The sequence below is a fragment of the Erwinia sp. STN24 genome (genome assembly GCF_041320675.1).
Taxonomy (GTDB): Bacteria; Pseudomonadota; Gammaproteobacteria; order Enterobacterales; family Enterobacteriaceae; genus Erwinia; species Erwinia aeris.
In genome coordinates this window covers 585,658-608,557 of record NZ_JBGGPM010000001.1, presented here as the reverse complement: position 1 = coordinate 608,557, position 22,900 = coordinate 585,658, and the positions used below count along the sequence as shown (strand labels likewise).

Annotated in this window: 22 protein-coding genes; 14 read left to right on the top strand and 8 right to left on the bottom strand. The window is 49.5% G+C overall.

Annotated elements, in window-relative coordinates; translation table 11 throughout:
- Positions 1-15: 15 nt before the first annotated feature.
- Together ACA373_RS02935 and ACA373_RS02930 are read right to left on the bottom strand one after the other, a co-directional pair.
- Positions 16-1,242 (bottom strand): aminotransferase class I/II-fold pyridoxal phosphate-dependent enzyme, encoded by a 1,227-nt coding sequence (locus ACA373_RS02935; protein ID WP_301253447.1) that lies wholly within the window; start codon positions 1,240-1,242, stop codon positions 16-18.
- Complete coding sequence (locus ACA373_RS02930; protein WP_370734442.1) at positions 1,203-2,327, bottom strand: MFS transporter; 1,125 nt, start codon at positions 2,325-2,327, stop codon at positions 1,203-1,205. The genes ACA373_RS02935 and ACA373_RS02930 overlap by 40 nt, the downstream gene beginning before the upstream one ends.
- Before the next feature lie 482 nt (positions 2,328-2,809).
- Here ACA373_RS02930 and ACA373_RS02925 point away from each other — a divergent pair, with 482 nt between their 5' ends.
- The 3 genes from ACA373_RS02925 (at position 2,810) to ACA373_RS02915 (ending at position 4,544) form a co-directional block, all read left to right on the top strand.
- Positions 2,810-3,403, top strand: a complete 594-nt coding sequence (locus tag ACA373_RS02925; RefSeq protein ID WP_301729644.1) for a hypothetical protein — start codon at positions 2,810-2,812, stop codon at positions 3,401-3,403.
- Between the two features lie 237 nt (positions 3,404-3,640).
- Positions 3,641-4,009 carry a DUF4440 domain-containing protein gene (locus ACA373_RS02920; protein WP_370733983.1) on the top strand — a complete coding sequence of 123 codons (369 nt, stop codon included), beginning with the start codon at positions 3,641-3,643 and terminating at the stop codon, positions 4,007-4,009.
- A gap of 31 nt (positions 4,010-4,040) precedes the next feature.
- Positions 4,041-4,544 carry a GrpB family protein gene (locus tag ACA373_RS02915; RefSeq protein ID WP_370733982.1) on the top strand — a complete coding sequence of 168 codons (504 nt, stop codon included), beginning with the start codon at positions 4,041-4,043 and terminating at the stop codon, positions 4,542-4,544.
- A 197-nt stretch (positions 4,545-4,741) separates the two neighbouring features.
- On the opposite strand, the gene ACA373_RS02910 is transcribed toward ACA373_RS02915, so the two are convergent.
- The gene (locus ACA373_RS02910) at positions 4,742-5,545 is read right to left on the bottom strand and encodes a helix-turn-helix transcriptional regulator (protein ID WP_253454410.1); all 804 of its coding nucleotides are present in this window, start codon (positions 5,543-5,545) and stop codon (positions 4,742-4,744) included.
- Between the two features lie 102 nt (positions 5,546-5,647).
- Here ACA373_RS02910 and ACA373_RS02905 point away from each other — a divergent pair, with 102 nt between their 5' ends.
- The gene (locus ACA373_RS02905; protein ID WP_370733981.1) at positions 5,648-7,102 is read left to right on the top strand and encodes an MFS transporter; all 1,455 of its coding nucleotides are present in this window, start codon (positions 5,648-5,650) and stop codon (positions 7,100-7,102) included.
- A 244-nt stretch (positions 7,103-7,346) separates the two neighbouring features.
- Positions 7,347-8,087, top strand: coding sequence for an SDR family oxidoreductase (locus tag ACA373_RS02900; protein WP_301253446.1), 741 nt, complete (start codon positions 7,347-7,349; stop codon positions 8,085-8,087).
- A gap of 230 nt (positions 8,088-8,317) precedes the next feature.
- Here the strand turns inward: ACA373_RS02900 and ACA373_RS02895 are convergent.
- A protein-coding gene (locus tag ACA373_RS02895) for an IS3 family transposase (RefSeq protein ID WP_370733980.1) occupies positions 8,318-9,468 on the bottom strand; the annotation gives its coding sequence in 2 pieces (ribosomal slippage) (positions 8,318-9,210 and positions 9,210-9,468; 1,152 coding nt in all).
- A 367-nt stretch (positions 9,469-9,835) separates the two neighbouring features.
- Between ACA373_RS02895 and ACA373_RS02890 the strand changes: the two genes are divergently transcribed.
- From ACA373_RS02890 to ACA373_RS02870, 5 genes are all read left to right on the top strand, one after another.
- Entirely contained in the window at positions 9,836-10,594 is a 759-nt protein-coding gene (locus tag ACA373_RS02890) for a hypothetical protein (RefSeq protein ID WP_370733979.1), read from the top strand.
- Between the two features lie 2 nt (positions 10,595-10,596).
- Positions 10,597-10,842 (top strand): hypothetical protein, encoded by a 246-nt coding sequence (locus ACA373_RS02885; RefSeq protein ID WP_253454399.1) that lies wholly within the window; start codon positions 10,597-10,599, stop codon positions 10,840-10,842.
- 101 nt (positions 10,843-10,943) lie between these two features.
- On the top strand, positions 10,944-12,230 hold the full coding sequence (locus tag ACA373_RS02880) for an HlyD family secretion protein (RefSeq protein WP_253454400.1): 1,287 nt from the start codon (positions 10,944-10,946) through the stop codon (positions 12,228-12,230).
- Positions 12,223-14,343 carry a peptidase domain-containing ABC transporter gene (locus tag ACA373_RS02875; RefSeq protein ID WP_253454401.1) on the top strand — a complete coding sequence of 707 codons (2,121 nt, stop codon included), beginning with the start codon at positions 12,223-12,225 and terminating at the stop codon, positions 14,341-14,343. Before ACA373_RS02880 ends, ACA373_RS02875 begins: the two co-directional genes overlap by 8 nt.
- Before the next feature lie 210 nt (positions 14,344-14,553).
- Positions 14,554-15,701, top strand: a protein-coding gene (locus ACA373_RS02870) for an IS3 family transposase (protein ID WP_370733978.1) whose coding sequence is annotated in 2 segments (ribosomal slippage) — positions 14,554-14,791 and positions 14,791-15,701 — 1,149 coding nt in all. Because the reading frame shifts where the segments join, the coding sequence is not laid out codon by codon here.
- Between the two features lie 319 nt (positions 15,702-16,020).
- On the opposite strand, the gene ACA373_RS02865 is transcribed toward ACA373_RS02870, so the two are convergent.
- On the bottom strand, positions 16,021-17,454 hold the full coding sequence (locus tag ACA373_RS02865; protein ID WP_301253259.1) for an MFS transporter: 1,434 nt from the start codon (positions 17,452-17,454) through the stop codon (positions 16,021-16,023).
- Between the two features lie 130 nt (positions 17,455-17,584).
- Between ACA373_RS02865 and ACA373_RS02860 the strand changes: the two genes are divergently transcribed.
- Positions 17,585-17,965: a helix-turn-helix transcriptional regulator gene (locus ACA373_RS02860; protein WP_301253264.1), complete on the top strand. Its 381-nt coding sequence runs from the start codon at positions 17,585-17,587 to the stop codon at positions 17,963-17,965.
- A 129-nt stretch (positions 17,966-18,094) separates the two neighbouring features.
- Here ACA373_RS02860 and ACA373_RS02855 read toward each other — a convergent pair whose 3' ends face one another.
- A complete protein-coding gene (locus tag ACA373_RS02855) occupies positions 18,095-19,144 on the bottom strand; it encodes an AraC family transcriptional regulator (RefSeq protein ID WP_370733977.1) in 1,050 nt (349 codons plus the stop codon).
- Here ACA373_RS02855 and ACA373_RS02850 point away from each other — a divergent pair.
- Positions 19,143-19,478 carry an EthD domain-containing protein gene (locus tag ACA373_RS02850; RefSeq protein WP_370733976.1) on the top strand — a complete coding sequence of 112 codons (336 nt, stop codon included), beginning with the start codon at positions 19,143-19,145 and terminating at the stop codon, positions 19,476-19,478. The genes ACA373_RS02855 and ACA373_RS02850 overlap by 2 nt on opposite strands.
- Positions 19,479-19,653: 175 nt before the next feature.
- On the opposite strand, the gene ACA373_RS02845 is transcribed toward ACA373_RS02850, so the two are convergent.
- Positions 19,654-20,484 (bottom strand): SDR family oxidoreductase, encoded by an 831-nt coding sequence (locus ACA373_RS02845; protein WP_370733975.1) that lies wholly within the window; start codon positions 20,482-20,484, stop codon positions 19,654-19,656.
- A 100-nt stretch (positions 20,485-20,584) separates the two neighbouring features.
- Here ACA373_RS02845 and ACA373_RS02840 point away from each other — a divergent pair, with 100 nt between their 5' ends.
- Complete coding sequence (locus ACA373_RS02840) at positions 20,585-21,487, top strand: LysR family transcriptional regulator (RefSeq protein WP_253454384.1); 903 nt, start codon at positions 20,585-20,587, stop codon at positions 21,485-21,487.
- A gap of 168 nt (positions 21,488-21,655) precedes the next feature.
- Here ACA373_RS02840 and ACA373_RS02835 read toward each other — a convergent pair whose 3' ends face one another.
- Entirely contained in the window at positions 21,656-22,057 is a 402-nt protein-coding gene (locus tag ACA373_RS02835; protein WP_301729726.1) for a RidA family protein, read from the bottom strand.
- 150 nt (positions 22,058-22,207) lie between these two features.
- Here ACA373_RS02835 and ACA373_RS02830 point away from each other — a divergent pair, with 150 nt between their 5' ends.
- Positions 22,208-22,819 carry a TetR/AcrR family transcriptional regulator gene (locus ACA373_RS02830; protein ID WP_301253253.1) on the top strand — a complete coding sequence of 204 codons (612 nt, stop codon included), beginning with the start codon at positions 22,208-22,210 and terminating at the stop codon, positions 22,817-22,819.
- The last annotated feature ends 81 nt before the right edge of the window (positions 22,820-22,900 follow it).

Sequence of the window (22,900 nt, the reverse complement as noted above, 5' to 3'; positions counted from 1 at the left end):
CGGGCAAAAGACAGACTACATTACTTCGTTATAGGCTAGTTTAAAACAGTTGTGAAAACGATCGATATGTTCTTTTTCATGTAATGCTGAAATAGCACACCTCAGTATGGCATTCCCCTCTGCGACCGTAGGGAACATCGCCACAGTAGTAGCGAATCCATGTTGGTGCATCTTCTTACACATCGTGATTGCGGTATCTTCATTACCGATGAGAATACCTCGTATCGGCATTCTTGTCCCTCTGTTGATGACGTCAGTATCAGCAAATTTTTCATCAAAATATGCGATAACGTCCTGCAACTGCACCTGTCTCCTGGCAACGGTGCCATCAAGGTGTAGGTCAGCAGCGGCCAGGCATGCCGCCATTCCCGGCAAGCTAGGAGGACCGCCAAATGCGTACGTGGTCCCGTAGGTTTTAATGAATTTAATCGTTTCCTCGAAGTTGCATGCAATAAATCCTCCATGCGAACCAAAAGCTTTAGACAGCGATCCCGCAATAATAATCCTGTCGTCCAGCTTATTGTCGAGGCATTCCATTACATAACCGGAGCCGTTTTCACCGAAGATAGAGGTTCCATGAGCGTCATCAATATAAGCATAACCATTATACTGACTAATTAACTTCGTCAGAAACTTAACCGGCGCCACGCCGCCCATAGAGCCTACACTGTCAGAGATAGATATCGGCGTAAGGCCATTATCATAGGCAAACTTAAATGCCTCTTCAATTTTTTTGTGATCCTGGAAATCTATACGCGCCACATCGCCAAATTGCTGCAACAGCCCCCGATTAATTTGCAAGGTAGCGTGCGCTGTTTTTTCAAGTATGAAATAAGGTTTATTGCTAAAAGTGTATTTTGGCAATGCCCCTGATGCCAGTAATGGCAAAACCGCGATATGACATGGCGTCACCGCATTGAAAGTAAGGGTGCATGCACCTTTCATGATGGCGCTTAGTTTACTTTCAATATCCCTAAAAATGTCTGGCTTAATTCGCGTTCTTGCCACCGAAAGTTGTACGCCAAAACGCTCCATTGCTTCATATACAGCCACTTTAAGTTTTTTGTGCGTTTCGATACCAAGATAAGAGCAGGACACAAACTCGATCATTTCCCTTCCATCATCGAGTCTGATTTTTTTTCCCTCTCTTTCAGTGACAATCAACTCATTGATGTTTTCCGAAAAAACACGTGTTTGATATTTTACAGATTTCTCAATTTTGTTTCTTTGCCAGTTCTGCACTTCGCTCTCCTTAAATAGCTAACTACCAGTAATGACAAAATCGCCAGGGATAATCCACTTAACCCCATCACTTTTTCAAATCCAATCCCTAAAGAAGTAGATTTTGTTACACAATAACTAATAACACCTGCACAGACAGTTTGCGTAAATCCGGTCAATGATGAAGCTACTCCCGTTTTATTACCTTTAATCTGCAATGCGGTGAAATGAGCGACTGGGTAATATGCACCTAATGTAAAATTGAACACAATGGCAGAGAGTAAATATAAAACTGGATCAGGATTTCCGATAATCAAAGGAACTAATGACAGTGCATTGATTCCAAAAAGTAAAAATGGATTTGTGAATGCGTTAAGCTTTGAAGCCTGATTTCCTGCTATGAAAAAAAGAACAGAAAGTGAAAAGACCAGTGAGTATTGAAAAGGCGTAAACTTTAAATTTTCAATAAAAATTACAGGCGTCAACGTAATAAAACAAAAAAGCGAACTCAGAATCAAGGAAACCAAAGCTGTCCCCGAAAAAAATTCGGTTGTCATAAAGCTGCCGTTATATTCTTCAGGCTTCTCTCCTGAACCAGGTAAACTTTTCGGAGCAAGAATGACCGTGATTATTCCAAAAATGAACATCGTTAAAAATATGTAGTTCCAGCTTACATAACCCAGCATTGCTCCGCCCGCGAGCGGTGCGAGCAGAGGAACTATAGCACTGGCAGAGGAAATGTCAGATAGGGCTTTTTTTAAGCTTTCAGCTGGAAAACTATCTTTTGCGATAGCTCTGGATAATACCGGTCCTGCGCCAGCACCCACGGCCTGTATAAATCTTCCTGCCATAAGTAAATAGATATTTTCAGCCATATAGCACAGCAGGCTACCTGCTGAAAAAACGATAAAACCTGCCGTTATCGTTTTTATTTTTCCTAACCTTTCACTTACAAAGCCTACACATAACTGGCTGATAGCATAAATGATAAGAAACCCGCTGACCGAAAGCTGAATAAGCGAATAATCAACCTGAAAAACTTTTTGCAGATCTGGCAGAGCCGGAACAATCATGTCGGTAGCCAGAGCTGACACAGATGCAGCCATTACAAGATATAAATACACTCGGTTCATAATCAAAATTAGCTTAAGCTCTAAAGAGCAACCAAGCTATCAAAACAACTTATAAATATCAATTTATCTTATGTAATCATAGTGCTATACAGCGTTCAGCTAAAAAAAACCTCCTTTAAATAAAAATAATATTAAAATCAATAATATATTAATTAACTGTACGATTAATGATCAACTCTTTAAGGTATTCTGTTCACGAAAAAAACAATTTAATTCCGGTTAGAAATCTATTTGTAAAATAATGATTACACAGATAGTGCTACTGAAAGGAAAGAATTAAGAATCATTCACCGCAAACCCAGCAATAACGATAGATGATAAAATCGTGATCGGTTTTTAACCACATGACAGATAGGAATCTGCTAAAAAAGTGATTTGTTAACTTTACACTTTTATGTGACATTTTTATAACAAATGAAGATGGAACTGTTGACTGGTAGCGCCTCATATATTAAATGAGGTTATCTGATGCGGTGCGCCTGAATGATGAGGCAGGTCGTTTCGCCGGCATCGCGCTGGCTATGGTAAGGGTTGACTACTTCCGGCAGTTCTACAGTTACTATACGCTGCATGAACGCGACGTCCTGGCGCTGATACTGGTTGACACCTCCGTGTTGTATATACGCCCTTTTCCGGACACGGCCATTAACCGCAGCCTTTCCTCCAGCCCGCTGTTCACAACGGTCCTGAAAACGTCAGCCAGTGGCAGCGCTACGTGGCGTTCAGCACTGGACGGCGTCGAGCGGGTATATGGCTACGCCCGTCTTGAGCAGTATCCCCTGATAGTCACGGCGGGATATGACCGTGATGCAATCAGGACGGCGTGGTTCTCTGCCAACGCTGCCGACGTTGTGCTGAACCTCGTGTTGCTTGTAATGATTACCGGCATGGGTATGTTTGTGCTCCGGCAGGTAAAGGCTAACGTCAGAAACCAGCTTGAACTTTCTGACGGCCAGGCAGACCAGGCTGACCGTCTTAAGCAGCAGGCTGACAGGGCGCTTTATAAGGCGAAAAGCAACGACCGTAACCGCATTCATGACATGAGTTAAAATGGTTTTCCGGGTAAGGGCATGCTGTCCGGCGCTGGGAAGATTTGTCCCCACTTATTGAGACCTGTCTTTCATTATTGCCGATTCTGTTCGCATATTTATCGCTGGTAAATGCGCTACCGGCACAGAGCTGACTGCTGCATAAGACGATGTCCGCTTTGTGCCAGAAGCGGAAGTAGCGCATGAACTGTTATGGTAAATTTGAACGTCCGGCTTAATCACTTGAGGATAAGCAGAATGCTTCTGGAGAAGCTCAGATTGCTTGAGTGCAGCCTTCACGGCGACAGGCGCAATGATCCGGAGTGGCTGGAACTGATTCTTCATCCTGAATTCCGTGAAATCACCCGGTCAGGTGTGACGGTCGACCGGTCAGAGACCATTGCGTCGCTTCTAAGTGAAAAGGCTGCACCGTATATTCTCAGCAGCGATTTCCGTCTTACGGAGATGGGCTGCGGTTACGCTCTGCTTCGCTATCGGACGTTTTACGCTGATGGCAGCCATCATGCATTACGTTCCTCTTGCTGGATTTGTTCGGATGAGGGCCAGTGGACCCTGTTTTTTCACCAGGGAACGCCAGCTGCAGGCAATGCCGGGGTTCAGGATTGAGTTGCACACTTAGGACAGAGAGAATGTGTTTATGCGGAAGATTATTGTTGTGCCATACGATGATAGATGGCCTGAGATGTTTGAAGCTGAAAGTTTACTGATAAAAACATTGCTCGGTGGAATGGCTAAGGATATCCATCATATTGGAAGCACGTCAGTTCCTGGTCTCTCAGCAAAGCCCGTAATTGATATGCTACTTGAAGTTTCCGACATCAATGAACTGGATAAGTACCATTCAGCAATGGCCCACGCCGGGTATGTTGCTCGCGGTGAGAACGGGATTGCGGGGCGCAGATATTTCATTAAAGGTGGTGATCAGCGTAGTCATCAAGTCCATGCGTTTGCAGTCGGAGATATGCAGGTATTGAGACATCTTGCTTTCCGTGATTATCTTCGAAGAAACAACGACATTGCAGAAGAGTATGCTGAGATAAAACACGCAGCTGTATTACTCAGCAGGACCGATGCTCATCGCTATAGCGCCCTCAAAGCGAAATTTATAGAGCGTCATCAACAACTAGCGCTAGCTGTCTGAGAACGATTGAGATTGAGTTCGTTGCCGGGAGGGTATGTTCAATAACGATGAATTCACTGAGTAGTCATCAGTCAACGTCTGCTGTTCGCTCAAAGCGGACATCAGTCTGCGTGTCAGCCCGCTTTGTGCCAGAAGCGGCCCCTTATAATGCATGCCAGCCATAGCGCGGCGCGAGAATTTTTGTCCCTGTTAAATGGCTAATCAGGACGTTCAGCATCTTCTTCTTGTCGCGCATACACTACCAACCTCAAATGTCGATCTTCATCCACAGTTAGTGACGTAAATTCAAAAGGCACAGGCTGTTCCTCTATCAGCAAATGACGGATTCCATTGCATGGCGCGTGAACCTGATGTTGTCGCCACCAGACTTTGAACTCTGGCGAGACATGTTCCAGCTTATTTACCAGTTCAGGTATATCCGTACTTTGGCTGGCGCGAGTGAAATCACGGCGAAAGCTTGACAGCATCAGGGGAGCCTGTTCATGCCAGGCAACGACTCGTTTCTGAAGAGCGCAATCGGTGAAAAGTAGCCAGAGAAGGTTACGCCACTCGGGTACATGACTGCCAAAATTAAATAGTTCGTCGGCTAATGCATTAAAACCCAGAACGTCCCAGCGCAGATTGAGCACAAAAGCAGGGTGCGGAAGATCGTGCATCAGGCGCCGCACAAGTGGCGGCAGTACGCACCAGGTTTTTCCAGGTTCGGCCGGAGGGCGCTCATGTGCAAGCATAAACAGGTGTCGGCGTTCAGCGGCATCCAGTTTCAGTACCCGCGCCAGATTATCCAGAAAGTTGGACGACACGCCAATATCCCGGCCCTGCTCAAGCCATGTGTACCAGGTAAGGCCGACGCCTGCAAGTGCCGCGACTTCTTCACGTCGAAGGCCTGGCGTCCGACGCCGGGTTCCGCTGGGAAGCCCTGCCTCGGCAGGTGAAAGGCGTTCCCGATGCGCCCGCAGGAAGGCGGCCAGGTCAGTACGTGATCGATTCAGGGTCCGCATCGCTTATCTCATTGCTTAAAGTAATAGTATAAAGTGTTAAATTGTAATGGTTTAAAGAGAAGAAGAGAATCGTTGCATACTTTCTTACACTGGATATGCAATATGAGTTCATCTCCCGGTCTTACCCTATCTTCCAAACATGTTTCTTGTAAAACGCCTCCCTGGGCCGGTTTGTCCGTATTACTCCTTGCAGGATTTGTTACCATCTTTGATCTGTTTGTTGTTAACGTCGCCATCCCCAGTATCCAGACCGGGCTGGGCGCGAATTTTGCGCAGATTGGGCTTATTGTCGCCGGGTATGAACTCGCCTTTGGCGTTTTGTTGATTACCGGTGGTCGACTGGGGGACATGTTTGGCCGCCGTCGATTATTCATTGCTGGTATGGCTGGCTTTACGCTGGCCTCGGCTTTTTGTGGTCTGGCGCCAGGGACTGATTATCTTATCTGCGCCCGGATTTTGCAGGGGCTGGCTGCAGCATTATTGTTCCCGCAGGTTTATGCCTCTATTCGCGTTAACTTTGAGGATAATGACCGGCGCAAAGCCTTTGGCTTGCTGGGGATGACGCTGGGGCTAGCCGCTATTGCCGGTCAGGTGCTGGGCGGATGGCTGGTACAGGCGGACTTGTTCGGTCTTAGCTGGCGCAGCATTTTTCTTATTAATCTGCCAGTTGGAGTCTTCGCCATTCTTGCAGCACGATCAATTCCCGAATCCCGTGCCCCGCAGAGACCGCTACTGGACTGGACAGGCGTACTGTTGGTCAGCTGCGGACTGGTGCTGGTGTTGGTTCCGTTAATAGAAGGACCAGTTCAGGGCTGGCCTGAATGGAGCCGCTGGGCACCAGGTATAGCACTGGCTTTACTGGTGATCTTTTATCGGCAACAGGAGCAACGTCGAATGGCAGGCAAGTGGCCACTGGTAGATATGCGGCTGATGGCGAATGGCTATTTCTCGCTGGGAACGATGCTGGTGCTGTTGGTTTACTCTACCTCAAGTTCATTCTTTCTCTGTTTTGCTTTACTGGTACAGACGGGGCTGGGTCTGGATGCCTTCAAGGCAGGAAGTATCTTTGCGCCCTGTAGCGTCGGTTTTGTTCTTGCATCCCTGGCTGCGCCACGACTGGTTGCCAGATGGGGAACATATACGCTTTTTTTTGGCGCGTTAATCTATGCGGTCTTCATTGCAATAATGATTTTTCAGGTATGGATGTCAGGATCAGAATTGAAACCAGTGCAGTTAATTCCGGCACTTATTATGGTCGGTGCTGGCCAAGGTTATATTATGACGCCATTACTGAACCTGGTATTGGGTTTTGTTGAAGAAGCGAAATCTGGCATGGCAGCTGGAGTTATCTCGACAGTCCAGCAAATCGGGGCTGCTCTGGGCGTAGCCGTCGTTGGCATTCTGTTTAATGGTGCTCTTTCAAAAACGACTGACCTGTCACAAGCTGGGCAGTATGCTTCCGCGTTTGTTGCCGGGATGCTGTACAACCTCGCTGCGGCAGCATTAATCTGCCTGTTATTGCTGATTTTAAAAAAAATGCAACGGACAGAAAATTGACCTGATTTCATCAGCGGCCTCTTGAGGCTGGCAGAAACGGATCGATTGGTCAGGTCTTCATAAGAATGATGTCCGCTTTTCGCTCATAGCAGACCTTTAGCGCCTACCGTCCGCTTTGTGCCAAAAGCGGACATTCACGCAGCAATCCAGCTGTGCCCATCGTTGCGTAATGAAACAGATGACGAATCGTGTGTTTTTTTCGTAAGGTAAATGCTGATTTCACAGCCAAATAAAGGGAGTAAGCGTGGGCAGATTTCAGGGGAAACGGATACTAATTACGGGCGGCACCAGTGGCATGGGGCTCGCAGGCGCTAAGCGTATTGTCAATGAAGGTGGCCATGTAGCCATTACCGGGCTTAATGAAGAAAGGCTGGAGCGTGCACGCAGCCTGCTTCCTGCAGCTTCGCTTATTCTGAAAAGCGATGCTGCAAGCGAGACTGACATACATGAACTGGGAGAGGCTATTAACGGCTGGGGTTCACTTGATGGATTATGGCTAAATGCCGGCTTTGCTGAAGTAGGCTCTCCGGAATCTGTAACGGCGGAGTCTTTCAATCGTATGATGAACGCTAATGTGCGCGGCCCGATGCTGCAGCTGGCAGCCCTCTCGGAATCACTTACTTCAGGCGCGTCCGTTCTGGTTACTTCTTCTTCCTCTGTATATGAAGGTGCGGCGATGACAAGCCTGTATGCAGCGACTAAAGGTGCCGTTATCGCTATGGTCAAAAGTTGGGCATCTGCGCTGGCCGTACGCGGTATCCGCGCTAATACATTGGTGCCGGGCCCGATTGAAACCAACTTCAGGCACTTTATGCCAGAGGCGTCGCGTCAGCAGTTTGAAGATTTTGTTGTAAGCCAGGTTCCTTTGGGCCGTGCAGGAACAGCTGAAGAGGCGGCTGCAGTTGCACTCTTCCTCCTTTCCGATGACGCATCTTATGTTACCGGCAGCCAGTATGCTGTAGATGGCGGGCTGGTTCATAACTGATAGTCAAAAGGATTCAGGAAAGCAGTTAAAATTAATCCAATGATGTCCGCTTCTCGCTCATAGCAGACTTTAAGCCAGCTGCAGGAGTTGACCTTGCCTTGCACCATCAGAATTTGGCGAGCCGGAGGAGTCCAGAAGGATACTTTTCTTTTTTCTGATTACAGTCGGTTTCAGCTGCAGGCAGAGCATCTACAAAAGCCTGATCCTACCCACGTAATGTGGACACGGCCCTAAGCGAGGTTTTGGTTTTCAAACTGTTCCGGGCTAAGACCGCCACAGGCACTGTGACGACGCCAGCGATTGTAATCGCACTCGATATAATTAAACACTGCCGTTCGCATTATTTCCCGGCTGGCAAAGTTCTCTCCGTGGATACATTCCACCTTCAGTGAGTGAAAGAAGCTTTCCGCACAGGCATTGTCGTAACAACAGCCTTTAGCGCTCATACTGCCCTGCAGATTATGCCGTTTCAGTAAGCTCTGGTAATTCGTTGAACAGTACTGACCACCCCGGTCTATGTGCACGATGACATTTTCCGGGCGTTTACGCCGCCATAACGCCATCTGCAGTGCATCGCAGGCAAGCTGTGCCGTCATCCGTGAGGACATCGACCAGCCAATGACTGACCGCGACCACAGGTCAATCACCACCGCCAGATACAGCCAGCCTTCACCGGTGCGCAGATACGTGATGTCACCCACCCACTTCTGATTCGGGCCGCTGGCGTAAAAGTCCTGATTCAACAGATTCTCGGATACTGGCAGACCATGCTCACGGTAACTGACCGGGCTGAACCGGCGCGAGGCTTTCGCCCGCAGCCCCTGACGACGCAGACTGGCGGCGATAGTCTTGATGTTGTACTCCGGCAGTTCATCAGCAAGACGAGGTGCTCCATAACGCTGTTTTGCCCTGGCAAAGGTCTGTCGAACCGCATCATCGCAGACAAGTCGGAACTGTTGACGTCGGTTTATCTGGTGACGACGCTGACGCCAGGCATACCAGCCACTGCGGGCGACCTGCAGTACCCGGCACATGGCTTTAATACTGAACTCAGCCTGATGCTTTTCGATAAAGACATACTTCATTTCAGGCGTCTGGCGAAGTATGTCGCGGCCTTTTGGAGAATGGCCAGCTCCTCGTCCCGTTCAGCCAGTTGGCGTTTGAGGCGGGCATTCTCAGCGGCGAGTTCGCTCTCACGTTCAGAGGACGTTGCCTGTTGCTGCCGCTTGCTACGCCAGGTGTAAATTTGCGACTCATAAAGGCTGAGTTCGCGGGCGGCTGCGGCCACACCAATGCGCTCGGCCAGTTTCATGGCTTCGTTGCGGAATTCAGGTGTATGTTGCTTGCGTGGCTTTTTGGTGGTTGATACTGATTTTGTCATGTGAGTCACCTCTTGCTTGAGAGTTTACTCACTTAGTCGCGTGTCCACTATTGCTGGGTAAGATCATAGCGTTTTTTCATGATGACAAGCACTATTTTTAGTAGGGACGATTCATTTTTTTTCAGCTATCTGTTTGGCCTTAATCTTAAGGTGGACACACTGCAAGTGATGAAAGCTGGTGCCTGGTCAGTTTTTTGTAATAAATTCACCAACTCCATATCTTTTCATTCAGTAAAATTGAACAAAAAGACCAATAATTTACATTATGTTACTTTTATTGACTTAAAATAAACTTAATAATGACATACCTTACAAAGCATTGATGACCGCCGCTTTTCCGGAAAATTAATTATATATCAGAGAGAAAATGATTAACCCTTTTCTTTTGCAGAAAAAAAACCTTAAAAAAGTAATAAAAATTTTTATTTCCGCTAGTAGCATTTTTATAAGTTCGGGCGTTTTACCGGCCAGTCAAAAGATAGACATCCAGGATGAACGGGTTTTGAATAATCCTCCTGAAATAGTTAAGAAAGGGGATGTTCTTTACTTTGACGGCCAAATAACAAATGAGGCCTATGTATTATTCTTAAAAGAAATCGGCAACTCCAGAATCAAAACCGTCTCTGTTAACAGCATTGGTGGAGATGTGGAAAATGCTTTATCCATAGCCAGTTACATTAAAAAAAATAATATGGATATAGAAGTTCGCAGCGTCTGTGCCTCTGCGTGTGCTAACTATCTATTTGTGGCAGGTAACCGTAAATTAATTAATAATGATTCATACATCCTGTGGCACGGTGGCGCCAACGGACCAGAGCAAGAAGTTGAAATTTCTGGGGATATAACCCGCGCAGAATTTTTCAGGCTTGAATCCGTTCAACAGATAAAGAAAAAGGAAGCACTCTTTTACAAGGAGGCAGGGGTAAGAAATGAGATATGTTATTGCCCACAGCTAAAAAATAACTATCACGATACTTTCCCGGAAAAATGGTTTTCATATTCTCCGGAAGATATGAACAGATTTGGCATAAAGAATATCTCTTTTGCCACTACACCTTCTCAATGGCTTATGTCAATGAGAAAAAAACACGTCATCTTTGCCCATTATTGTAATCAGGAGAAGTAACAATGCGTGAACTTTCTTTGAATGAAATGGATGTGGTTGCTGGTGGTTTTTCAATTGGTAGCTGCTCAATTGGCGGTTCCTACTCTTCCACGCATGACGGTCACGGTGGCTCTTCAACATCAGTGAGCGTTCATGCAGGCTGCGGCATTAACGCACCGGATGCAGGCAGAGGTAACAGCGGTAACTCCGGCAAATCACACTCTGGCCGCAACGGCAATAGCAAAAGCGACCGTGGCGGCAAGCATTAATTCTTAGCCTCAGTTTAATGCGGCTTCAGGTACCGGTTGCCGCATAATACGGTTTGTTACTGACAGGAAACCCCTCTGATTTTCGGGGCATGCAGGGTAACATGAACTCATCTCTCTATCGGCAGTCGGCTATTACACACAGAACTAACGTATGGAAAGGAAAAGCCCTGCTGGTGCGTGGACTTCCAGTATGGGTACATCTGCTTATTACCGCCATTTTTCTTATCTCACTTACTCTCCTTCTTACTTTTGGTAGTTATACACATCGTGTAACCGTAAGTGGTGAGCTTGCATCCGTACCTCGCCCTGTTACTGTCGCGTCTCCGGATCAGGGCTTTGTTATAAACAAATTTGTTAGCCCAGGCGATAATGTCAAAAAAGGACAGCCGCTGTATGAGATTGATATTAGTCGTACAACACGTTCGGGTGTGGTCAGCGTGCAACACAGACAAAGTACACAAGAACAACTTAGAATCGTCGATGATATTATAGGGCGCCTTCGTGAAAACCGGCGTATTACTCTTGCCACGCTTGAACAGGAAAAGGCAAGTTATGCTGCGGCATTTGAACATTCCACTAAAATTCTTAAACAGGCAGCTTCAGGCCTGAAAGAGATGAAACAAAACATGGAAAGCTATCGGCGCTATCAGCAGGCAGGATTAATAAATCGCGATCAACTTTCTCAGCAGACCTCTCTTTTTTATCAGCAGCAAAATGATCATCTCACTTTGAGCGGTCAACGTGAGCAGAATGCATTACAGGTTCTTGCGCTTGAGGGTGATATACGCACACGTGCAGCTGATTTTGACAATGAAATATTTCGCATGGAAATGCAGCGGAGTGTACTGGCTCGTCAGAATACAGAAGATGATGCTTCCGGCACGCTTTTAATTACCTCTCCGGTTAATGGTCGGGTAGATACGGTCAGTCTTACATTGGGGCAAAGCACCCGTTCGGGCGATACGCTGGCACAAATTATTCCGGATGTTAAACCACACTGGGAACTGGTGATGTGGATCCCGGACAGTGCCCTGCCCTTTATAAAAACCGACGCGCCGGTCAATATTCGCTATAGCGCTTTTCCATCGGAAAAATTCGGGTTATTTCCCGGCCGCATTGCAGAGGTCTCGGTCACACCTGCCGGTATGCAGGAACGTTCGCACTGGGCCAGCGCACCCGGCGCTGATACAGGTATACCACAAACCTGGTACAGACTAACCATCACACCTGACGTGACACATTTTGTATGGCAGGGGCAACGTCTTAAAGCGGGCAACGGGCTTCGGGCAGACTGCACGCTTTTTTTGGAAAAGCGCCGGCTATGGCAGTGGGTTCTGTCGCCGCTTTATGAAATGCGGGACAGCACGCGCGGAGCAATTAATGGATAACGAAAAACTTGCCTGGCTTCAAAGACGTCTAAATTTTTCTCCTCGTCGTCGGGTGCCCCTCATCCTTCAGACCGAGGCTGCGGAGTGTGGACTTGCCTGTATGGCCATGATCGCAGGCTGGCATGGTCATCATACAGATTTGTTTACATTGCGCAGTGAAAGCGGCCTCTCTTCACGTGGGGCAACGCTGGGCACCCTGCATGCCATTGCTGGCAACCTTGGACTGGCCGGGCGGGCACTGTCACTGGATCTGGAAGAACTTTCAGCACTGCGATTGCCGTGTGTGCTCCACTGGGATTTCAGTCATTTCATCGTGTTGGTCAGTCTCAAAGGTGACAAGGCTGTTATCCATGATCCTGCATATGGCCGACGAACGGTCAGTAGTCAGACACTGTCGCAAAGCTTTACTGGTGCTGCGCTGGAGTTATGGCCCGATCGTAATTTTAGCCGCCAGAAAAAGTCATCACGTGTCAGACCTACAGAGTTGATACGTGGTATTACCGGTTTTGGCCCGGCGTTGATTAAAGTATTTTGTCTGTCTGTTATGACTGAATGTATCAGTCTGCTGTTACCGGTAGGTACCCAGATTGCCCTCGACCATGTTGTTCCCTCTTCCGATCGCGGGCTCCTGGAGCTGGTTTGTTTGTCTTTAGGGATGCTAATTCTGCTGCAAACAGGTCTTAATTTGCTTCGTTCCTGGACTGTGATGATTACGGACACTTTGACAGACATACAGTGGAAAGAAGGATTATTAAGACATTTATTGTCGCTTCCCCTGCCCTGGTTTTCAAAAAGGAGAATGGGGGATATACAGTCCCGTTTTGCCTCACTTGGCATTCTGCGGGACAGCTTTGTTCACGATATTACCGGTAGCATCATTGACGGCATTATGTTGATTGGCTCACTGATCTTGCTGGCGGTTTACGGGGGGCCTCTGCTTTGTTGCGTGGTGGTTGGCTTTGTGCTGATAGCGGTTTTAATGCGTTTAATAACTTTTCCCCGCTATCGCCAGCTGGCTGAGGAACAACTGATAAAAAATGCAACGGCTGCTTCGCATTTTAGCGAGTCGCTTTGGGGCATCGCCACACTCCGGGCACAGGGTCTGGCGTCGCAGCGTGGGCGCAACTGGCTGACGCTGGAAGTTGAAGCTGCAAATGCCGGCGTTAACCGACGCCGCTTTGATATTTTATTTAATGCAGTTAGCGGGCTGACCGGAGCCCTGGATAATATTGTCATCCTCTGGCTGGGTATCAGCGCCGTGATGACGCACAGTCTTTCATTAGGCGCATTTGTAGCGTTTGGCGTCTTCAGAGAAATGTTTACGGGACGGGCGCTTTCCCTCACTGAGATGTTCCTGCGATTAGGAATGCTTTCATTACATGGCGAGCGGATCGCAGATATTGCGCATACTACGCCCGAACCCATATCACCCTTAACGGAACAATTTAAACCTGGAAAAGCTATCGTGCTGGAAGCGAAAGAACTTTTGTTCCGTCATGATGCCCAGTCTTCGCCTGTGCTACAGGATTTAAATCTTACTCTTTGTGCAGGAGAAAGTGTTGCTATTACCGGACCTTCAGGTTGTGGTAAGACCACGCTTATGAAAATATTATGTGGACTTGTGCCACCTTCCGGAGGAAACGTTCTGGCTGATGGTAAAGATATCTATGCAGGCGGTGTGGAAAGCTATCGTCGGGCTGTATCCTGCATTCTCCAGGAGGATCGTTTGTTCGCAGGGTCAATGCGGGAAAATATTACCGGGTTCGGTGACATGCCTGATGAGGCCTGGCTTGAAGCGTGCGCCCGTCTCAGCCACATTCACGATGACATTATGGCATTGCCTATGGGCTACGATACGCTAACCGGGGAGCTTGGCGAAGGATTATCAGGCGGACAACGGCAGCGCATATTTATTGCCCGGGCTTTATATCGACGGCCCGGCATACTGTTTATGGATGAGGCAACAAGTCATCTGGACGAGCATAATGAAGCGCTGATCAATATGGCTATACGTGGCCTGAATATTACCCGTGTCATCATCGCTCATCGGCCTTCCACCATCGCCTCTGCCGATCGGGTAATCAATCTTTCAGTTGTTCATAAACGCATCTAATGCCGGGGCTGCCATAAGCCCGCCTGGCTTCATATACCGGGGCCAGGTTTTGGCTGTTCGCTCCTCACCCTGCTGCGGTGCGCCTCAGCCATAACCCGGCCCCGTTGCTTTGACTATATATGTCCACAAACGTTATTCACTCTGTTTTGAATCGCCACGGGTTTAACAGACACCTCAGAGTCATTTAAGATGGCTGAAAGAGAGGTGCCCATGAGCGGTAAGCGTTATCCAGAAGAGTTTAAAATTGAAGCAGTCAAACAGGTTGTCGATCGTGGCCATTCTGTTTCCAGCGTTGCAACACGTCTCGATATCACTACCCACAGCCTTTACGCATGGATAAAGAAGTACGGTCCGGATTCTTCCACTAATAAAGAACAGTCAGATGCTCAGGCCGAGATCCGCCGTCTCCAGAAAGAGCTGAAGCGGGTTACCGACGAACGGGACATATTAAAAAAAGCCGCGGCGTACTTCGCAAAGCTGTCCGACTGAGGTACGCCTTTATCCGTGACAACACCTGTTGCTGGCCTGTTCGCCTGCTCTGTCGGGTGCTGGATGTTCATCCCAGTGGTTTTTACGCCTGGCTTCAGCAGCCGCATTCACAACGCCATCAGGCAGACCTGGGACTGACAGGACAGATTAAACAGTTCTGGCTGGAATCGGGATGCGTCTATGGTTATCGCAAGATCCATTTGGATCTGCGGGACAGCGGGCAACAGTGCGGAGTGAACAGAGTCTGGCGACTGATGAAACGTGTCGGGATAAAGGCTCAGGTCGGATACCGGAGCCCGCGGGCACGTAAAGGCGAGGCCAGTATCGTGTCGCCCAACAGGCTCCAGCGACAGTTCAATCCGGATGCTCCGGATGAGCGTTGGGTAACGGACATAACCTACATCAGGACCCACGAAGGCTGGCTGTATCTTGCCGTGGTTGTTGATCTGTTCTCACGCAAAATTATCGGCTGGTCCATGCAATCCCGGATGACAAAGGACATTGTCCTGAACGCACTGCTGATGGCTGTATGGCGGCGTAATCCCCAAAAACAGGTGCTGGTTCATTCGGATCAGGGCAGTCAGTACACAAGCCATGAGTGGCAGTCGTTCCTGAAATCACACGGCCTGGAGGGCAGCATGAGCCGTCGCGGTAACTGCCATGATAATGCGGTTGCAGAAAGCTTTTTCCAGTTGTTGAAACGCGAACGGATAAAGAAAAAGATCTACGGAACGCGGGAAGAAGCCCGCAGCGATATTTTTGATTACATCGAAATGTTTTATAACAGTAAGCGTCGGCATGGTTCTAGCGATCAAATGTCACCGATAGAATATGAAAACCAGTATTATCAACGGCTCGGAAGTGTCTAGATTATCCGTGGCGATTCAAAAACTTCGAGTGATCCAGCTACTGTTGGGTCACAAAAAACTCGAAAGCACAGTACGTTACCTTGGCATTGAAGTAGATGATGCTCTGGAGATATCGGAGTCAATTGAAGTCTAACCGGTGAGGGCTGCAACAGCAGCCCTGTGCCAAAAGTCGACATTCATATACAGGCCGGCACAGCAAGACGTTAAGATTCTTATGCCCCCCTTAATTCCGGCCGGCAACGACAAGATCCTCTTTTCAGCAGATCTTTATGCGCTTATTTTTCATCCAGAAGGATTTACATAGAAAACTGATTTTCAGTTACGTTATTTCTGCTGATAAACCAGTTGTTGCTTTTCGAGGTAACAGTCGGGAAACAAGAAGGCCTACAACCTGCCCGGCTGCAGCCAGATAAAAAGCGAGCTGTAAGGCATTTTCGAGACTGCTCACAGACGTTTCCTGCTGCAGATTTTCAGCCCCGCTTCCGGATAGAGCTATCAGCAAAGCAATACCAACAGCATTACCCACATTCAGCGTTGTAGAAGCCATACCCGAAGCGATCCCTTGTTCGTTAAGCTTTACCCCTGAACCAGAAGCTATCCACATTGCCGTCCAGACAATCCCCTGGCCTGTTCCTGAAATAACCAGCCCGGGCATTATGGTCGCATAGGATGCAACTGAAAAGGCTGCTGGTACCAGTGCCAGCGTACCCGCAATTCCTGTGACAAATCCGGTCAGTAATACCGTGCGCACTGGCAGGCCATTTGCAAGTCGGGCTCCAAGTTGCGTTCCGGCAAAAATGGCCAGCGAAGGAATAATAAACGCAAGGCCGGTCTGCAAAGCGCTGTAACCAATAATGCTTTGAAACATAACCGTCAGGAAATAAGGCAGAGCACCAAAGGTTCCCATATAAATAAACGTGATCACCATGCCTGTGACCAGACTGCGGTTTCTGAATAAGCGTACCGGCATCAGGGGATCGTGACTGCGAAATTCAATAGCAATAAACGCCAGCAGGCATGCCGCTGCCAGACCCAGCGATAAAAGAACATGTGCCGTCAACCAGCCCTCTTCCGGCCCCTGAATCAGTGCATAAACCAGCAGGGTTGATCCCACGGTTACTGTTACGGCGCCGGGTAAATCGAAGTTGCGGCGTTCGTTCCGAAAGCTGTCTTTCGGTAAGACAAAAAAAGCGGCAAAAATAGCGACGGCCGCCAGCACAACGTTGACGAAAAATACCGCCGGCCAGCCACAGGTACTGGTGAGTACCCCCCCGGCGAGCGATCCCAGGGTAAGCCCACTTGCGCCTGCGCCGCCCCAGACAGCCAGTGCCCGGTTGCGTGACGGCCCTTCCTCAAAGAGTCTGTTTATAAGCGAAAGTGTGGCTGGAAACAGTAATGCTGCGCCGATGCCCTGTATGGCTCGCGCAATGACGATGACCACAGGACTCCACGCTAACCCACCGGCAAGCGAGGATAGCGCATACAGCCATAACGCACCGATAAACACGCGACGCTGCCCCATAAGATCGGCAGCACGCCCACCGAACAGTAAAAATCCTCCGCAACATACCGTATAAGCACTGACCACCCACTGAAGTGTATGCTCTGAAAAGCCCAGTCCCGCGCCAATTTCCGGCAGAGCGACAAACACAATATTGATATCCAGGGAGTACATAAGCTGGGCAAAAGCAAGCAGCGCAAGGCTCCAGTGCTGTAAGCGAGGGGTATCTGAATCCGGTAAGGCTATAGCCATCTGATAATCTCCATATAGACTAATGTACGAGTACATACGTACAATTAATGTATGTATGTACTCGTACATTAGTCAACAGATAAAATTTAAAGTAGAGTGTTGGTATGTTGCTAACCTGATGAGAAAACTAATGCTTGCTGGGCATCCTGATAAGGAACAAATACGCTTTGAGAATGTGCTGACGGCTTTAGGAAATCCGCTACGTCTGACTGTGGTACGCGTACTGGCTGGGGGGGGTGAGCATGCCTGTAGCGCCGTGCTAAGCGGTATACCCAAATCAACTCTGACTCACCACTGGCGTGTACTACGAGACAGTGGCGTTATCTGGCAGCGTCCCTTTGGCCGCGAAAATTTATTGTCGCTACGTCGGGAAGACCTAGATGCCCGCTTCCCCGGATTGCTTGATGTCCTGTTAGGGGTGGTGAAAAACGATGCACTAACTCAGGAATCAACGACAAAGAATCTGCCGCCGTCATCCCCGGAACAACAGGCACATGCAAAGATGAAGTGAACTGAGTGTATATGTCCGCTTTTCGCTCATAGCGGACATCAGCATACGTGTCAGTCCGCTTCGTGCCATAAGCGGACGTTGGCTTATGCCAGTTAATAGAGCCAGGTCACTTCATCAGCCGGAAAAATACTAATTATCAGTTTCGGTTAGTAACGGATTTTTCAACGAGTACCGTCGTGGCGAACAACCATTGAGTCGTCGAAACGCCGTACTGAACGCAGCTTCTGATTCATAACCTAGTGAGTGCGCGATTGCAGAGACAGATTCAGTGCCACTGGTGAGCCGGTGGCATGCAATCATCATCCGCCATCGTGTCAGATATTCGATTGGCGACGCGCCGGATAGACTTTTAAACCTGAGAGCGAATTTGGATCGAGACATCCCGGCCTCCTGCGCAAGTGCCGGCAAGGTCCATCGCCTGCCCGGGCTGGCATGAATTGCGCCAATGGCAGCCGCGATCCGCTTATCACCAAGTGCAAACAGCCAGCCGACGTCTTTTCCCAAGCCGTGATCCAGATAAAGCCGCAGCGCCTGGACCAGCATCAGATGCGCGAGATGCTGCACGATAAGCCTGGCGCCCGGCTGTGCTCCGAACAGTTCCTGGCGCATACGATCGAGGGCCCATCGCAGACCTGTCTTGTCGTCTTCATCGCGGAGCCGAATGATGGCTGGCATTGAGCCGAGAAGCATATCGACATGGTCACCAGCGAAGCCGAAATGGCCGCCGAGCATTGTCGTTTCTCCCCCGCCGTTCACCGTTGCGATCCCGCCGTTCCAGTCTTCTTCAGGTATGGTAGCAATGCCGATCGGCTCGAAGGCGAGGTCTTGGGCAATCAGGAACCGACGTCCGTTAGGCAGCAGGACGCAATCACCCGCCTTAAGCTTTATCGGATCCTGCCCATCATCGACGGCCAGCCAGGCGCTACCCGATACGAGCGCAAAATACTTGAGGCCAGAATGCTTCCCGAACTGAAGCGCCCATTCCCCCCCGAAGTCAAATCCACCCGCGATGTAGGTTTTCGGCGTCAATAGCGAGATGATATCGGATAAAGGATCAGCAATCATGGGGACAATCTCGAAAGTAATAGGGATATTCAAACATAGTTTGTTTCGACTTCCATGGTTATCCTTATTTCGAAGCAGACGCACCGGCTGCTCCCCGTCAAAGGATATTTTCATGATCAAAGTCGTTATCGCTTTCAGGCGTCGGCAAGGTATGAGCATAGAGGAATTCAGGAATTATCGTCGCGACGTTCATGCTCCACTGCTTTTTGCCATTCCTGAAGCAAAGATGATCCGCCGCTTTGTTATTTCATACCCCATGGATTATGCGTCTTCAGAGCTACCCCGGTTTGACGCTATGGTGGAGGCATGGTTCGACAACGCTGAAGAGATGGATAAACTCTTTCTGTCAGACAACTTTGCCACCCGGGTGGATCCGGACCACGTAAACTTTATCGACCTGAGTTCCGTAGTCCGGCTCGTGACCGAAGAACTCATCGTCGTTGAATAACGACCCCGCCGGGGACGCAGGACGAAAAGCGTGGTCTGGAACGGCGATCGCCCCGGCCTTATCAGGGATAAATCATGTCCGCCTCGTGCCAAAAGCAGCTAGCGGTGCTTTAGGTTAGAACCGAAGTGGAACGCCTCATAGCTGTTTGGTCTTCCACCTCATCGGGCCTGGCTGCCTACCCTTCCTGGCGATCTGCGCCATATGCCACGGCTTTCATTGCTTGCAGCGCGTGCAGACGCATTTTTAACGCGGCTTCAATATTGTCGTAGGCTGTGCTGCCCAGCGGCAGACGTAATGGAGGGCTGGCAGCATCTGCCGCCGCGATCATAGCCGTCACGCATTTTTCAGCATCGCCTTTAATCATAAACTCTCCGGACATCAGTGCCGCCCGCAGTTTCCCCGCTGCCGTATCACGGTAGGCCGGTAAGGCATCAGCAATATCCAGCCCCGCACCAAACCGCGTCGCCGTCGGCCCCGGCTCGACCAGCAAAAAGTCAATGCCAAACGCCGCTACTTCCTGCCGCACCGCTTCGACAAAACCTTCAATTCCCCATTTAGTGGCATGATACAAACTGAAATCAGGATAGGCGACCTGGCCGCCTTCCGACGACACCTGCATAATGCGCCCGCCACCCTGCTGCCGCAAAAAGGGAATTGCCGCGCGGATAAGCTGAATCGACCCGGTAAGATTGGTGGCAATCTGACGCTCAATTTGCCTATCGCTTAGCTCTTCCGCTGCGCCAAACAGGCCGTAAGCCGCGTTGCTGACCACAATATCAATTCTTCCCGCCTGAGCGAACGCCGCCTCAACGGTGGGTTTTATCGTCGCTGCCATACTGAGATCAAGCACCGTTACCTGCAAACGATCGCCGTATATTGCTGACAGACCGTCTAATACTGCTCGATCGCGGACGCTGGCAAATACTCTGTCGCCTCGGGCCAGCAGCGTTTCACACATCAGGCGGCCCAGGCCGCTGGATGCACCGGTTATTAGCCAGGTTTTCATTAGGGTCTTCTCCATTCAGTGAACCGAAGGACAGCATAAACCGAATAATTGGTGGCATAATCTCCGCAAATCAGCATGAGGTGGTGGGAAATATTCAACAATGAAACGACCTTCCTGGAATGAATTGCAGGCGGTGAAAACCATTGCCGGGCAGCGCAGTTTTCGTCGCGCTGCTGAGGTGCTGGGACTTAAACGCTCGACGCTTAGCCATACTGTCAAAGGACTGGAGGCAACACTTGGCGTGCAGCTGTTCCATCGCACAACGCGCAGCGTTGCGCTGACAGAAGCGGGTGAAATACTGATCGCGCGCCTGGCGCCGTTACTGGCGGAAATGGATGACCTGCTGAACGACGTTACCGCCAGCGGTCAGCAGCCTTATGGCACGCTGCGCATCAGTGCCAGCGATGCAGCGATTAGCCTTCTGCTGGAAAAGGTGCTGCCGACATTTATCCAGCAAAAGCCGGGGATTGAAATTGATTTAGTGGCGCAGGGGCAACTCATAGACATCGTGGCGCAAGGGTTTGATGCGGGCATTCGGCTGATTGAAGATGTGCCTAAAGACATGGTTGCCATTGCTCTGAGCGGGCCGCTGCGCTTTATTACCGTGGCCTCGCCCGGTTACTTAGCCGGGCGGCCCAAAATCATGCATCCGCAGGATCTGATGCAGCATACCTGTTTGCGCCAGCGCTTGCCGGGCGGTAAACGGTATCACTGGGAATATCAGCAGCATGAGCAGCAGTTTGCGCTGGATGTGCCGGGCAGCCTGACCCTCGACAGCAGCGCTTTAATGGTGGAAGCGGCTGTCGCCGGGCTGGGTGTGGCCTATGTCCCGGAGCGCTACGCCCGACAGTGGCTGGACACGCAGCGGCTGGTGACGTTGTTGGACGACTGGACCATTGCGTCACAGGGCATCGCGCTCTACTTTCCGCAACATCGCCATATGTCTGTCGCATTACGCCTGTTTATCGACACGGTAAAAGCCGTTATGCGCGACCGGGCATAGCCTAATCGATTTATTTTATTCAGAAAAGAGGCCAGGCACGGGCCAGAGAATAAGAAAGGTGGGTTGAGTAATCGAATTACTCATTTAACAGTCGGTAGAACCACCTTAATTTATGCCTCTGGCCCGTGAATTCAGGGAAATATTTTTTGCCTGTTCAGATATGATTTTTCATATCTGATGAGCTGGAATGCGGGCAATGACCTTAATTTCAAAGTCGAATCCCGCAAGCCATGTCACGCCAACGGCAGTCCAGTTTGGATAAGGGGGATGGGGAAAAATCGATTTCTTCACCTGCATAATTGTCGAAAACTGATTTTCCGGATCGGTATGATAAGTTGTGACATCAATCAGATCGTCAAAAGTACACCCCGCTGCGGCAAGCGTGGCTGCCAAATTATCAAACGCAAGCTGCACCTGCGCGGCGAAATCAGGCTCCGGCGTACCGTCGGCGCGGCTGCCGACCTGGCCGGAAACAAACAGCATATCACCAGAACGGATTGCGGCAGAATAACCATGTTCCTCATAAAGAGCATGTCGATTAGCAGGGAAAACCGGTTCACGATGGGCGATGGCCATACGATTTCCTTTGATTAGGTCGGGTTGGAATGCGGGATGCGCAGCGCACAGGAATGATTTAATATACGCTGCGTATGTACTATTAATCACACATACGCGGCGTATGTCAAATAACATACGCCGCGTATGGCATAAGGATATCGTATGGCCACCAAGAGCCGCGCCGAACTGATGAAAGAAAACCGCATAAAACTGATTGCGGCGGCACGAAAAGCATTTGCTGAAAAAGGGTTCGCAGGCGCATCAATGGATGAGCTTACTGCCAGCGTGGGCCTGACGCGTGGCGCGCTTTACCCCAATTTTGGCGATAAAAAGGGGCTGCTTGCGGCGGTTGTCGAACAGTTAGATGGTGAAATGGCGCAACGTGCTAAAGCTGCGGCGGCTACGGCTGGCAATGACTGGGAAAAGTTAATAGCTGAGGGCATCGCCTATATCGAAATGGCGATGGATGCAGAAGTACGGCGCATCGTGCTGCTTGATGGTCCAGCCTTTCTTGGTAACCCTTCTCAGTGGCCTGGTCAAAATAGCTGCCTGGAATCCACTCGCCAGAGCATTATAAAAATGAGCGCAAGCGGCGTCATAAAACCCGTCGATGCCGATGCCGCCGCACATCTTTTAAATGGTGCCGCGCTCAATGCGGCCTTGTGGATAGCAGCCAGCGACGATCCGCAGCAGGCACTGCCAAAAGTTATTGAGGTATTCAGACTACTGGCAAGCAGCTTACTCACCCGCTCGGGTAAAGAGGGGTCTGATTAGAACGCTACCGCCGGTTCAGGCTTTTGCAAGCAAAAAAATAGCCGCAGGAGCAAAGCGATAATTTCTCCTGCAGCCCAGAGG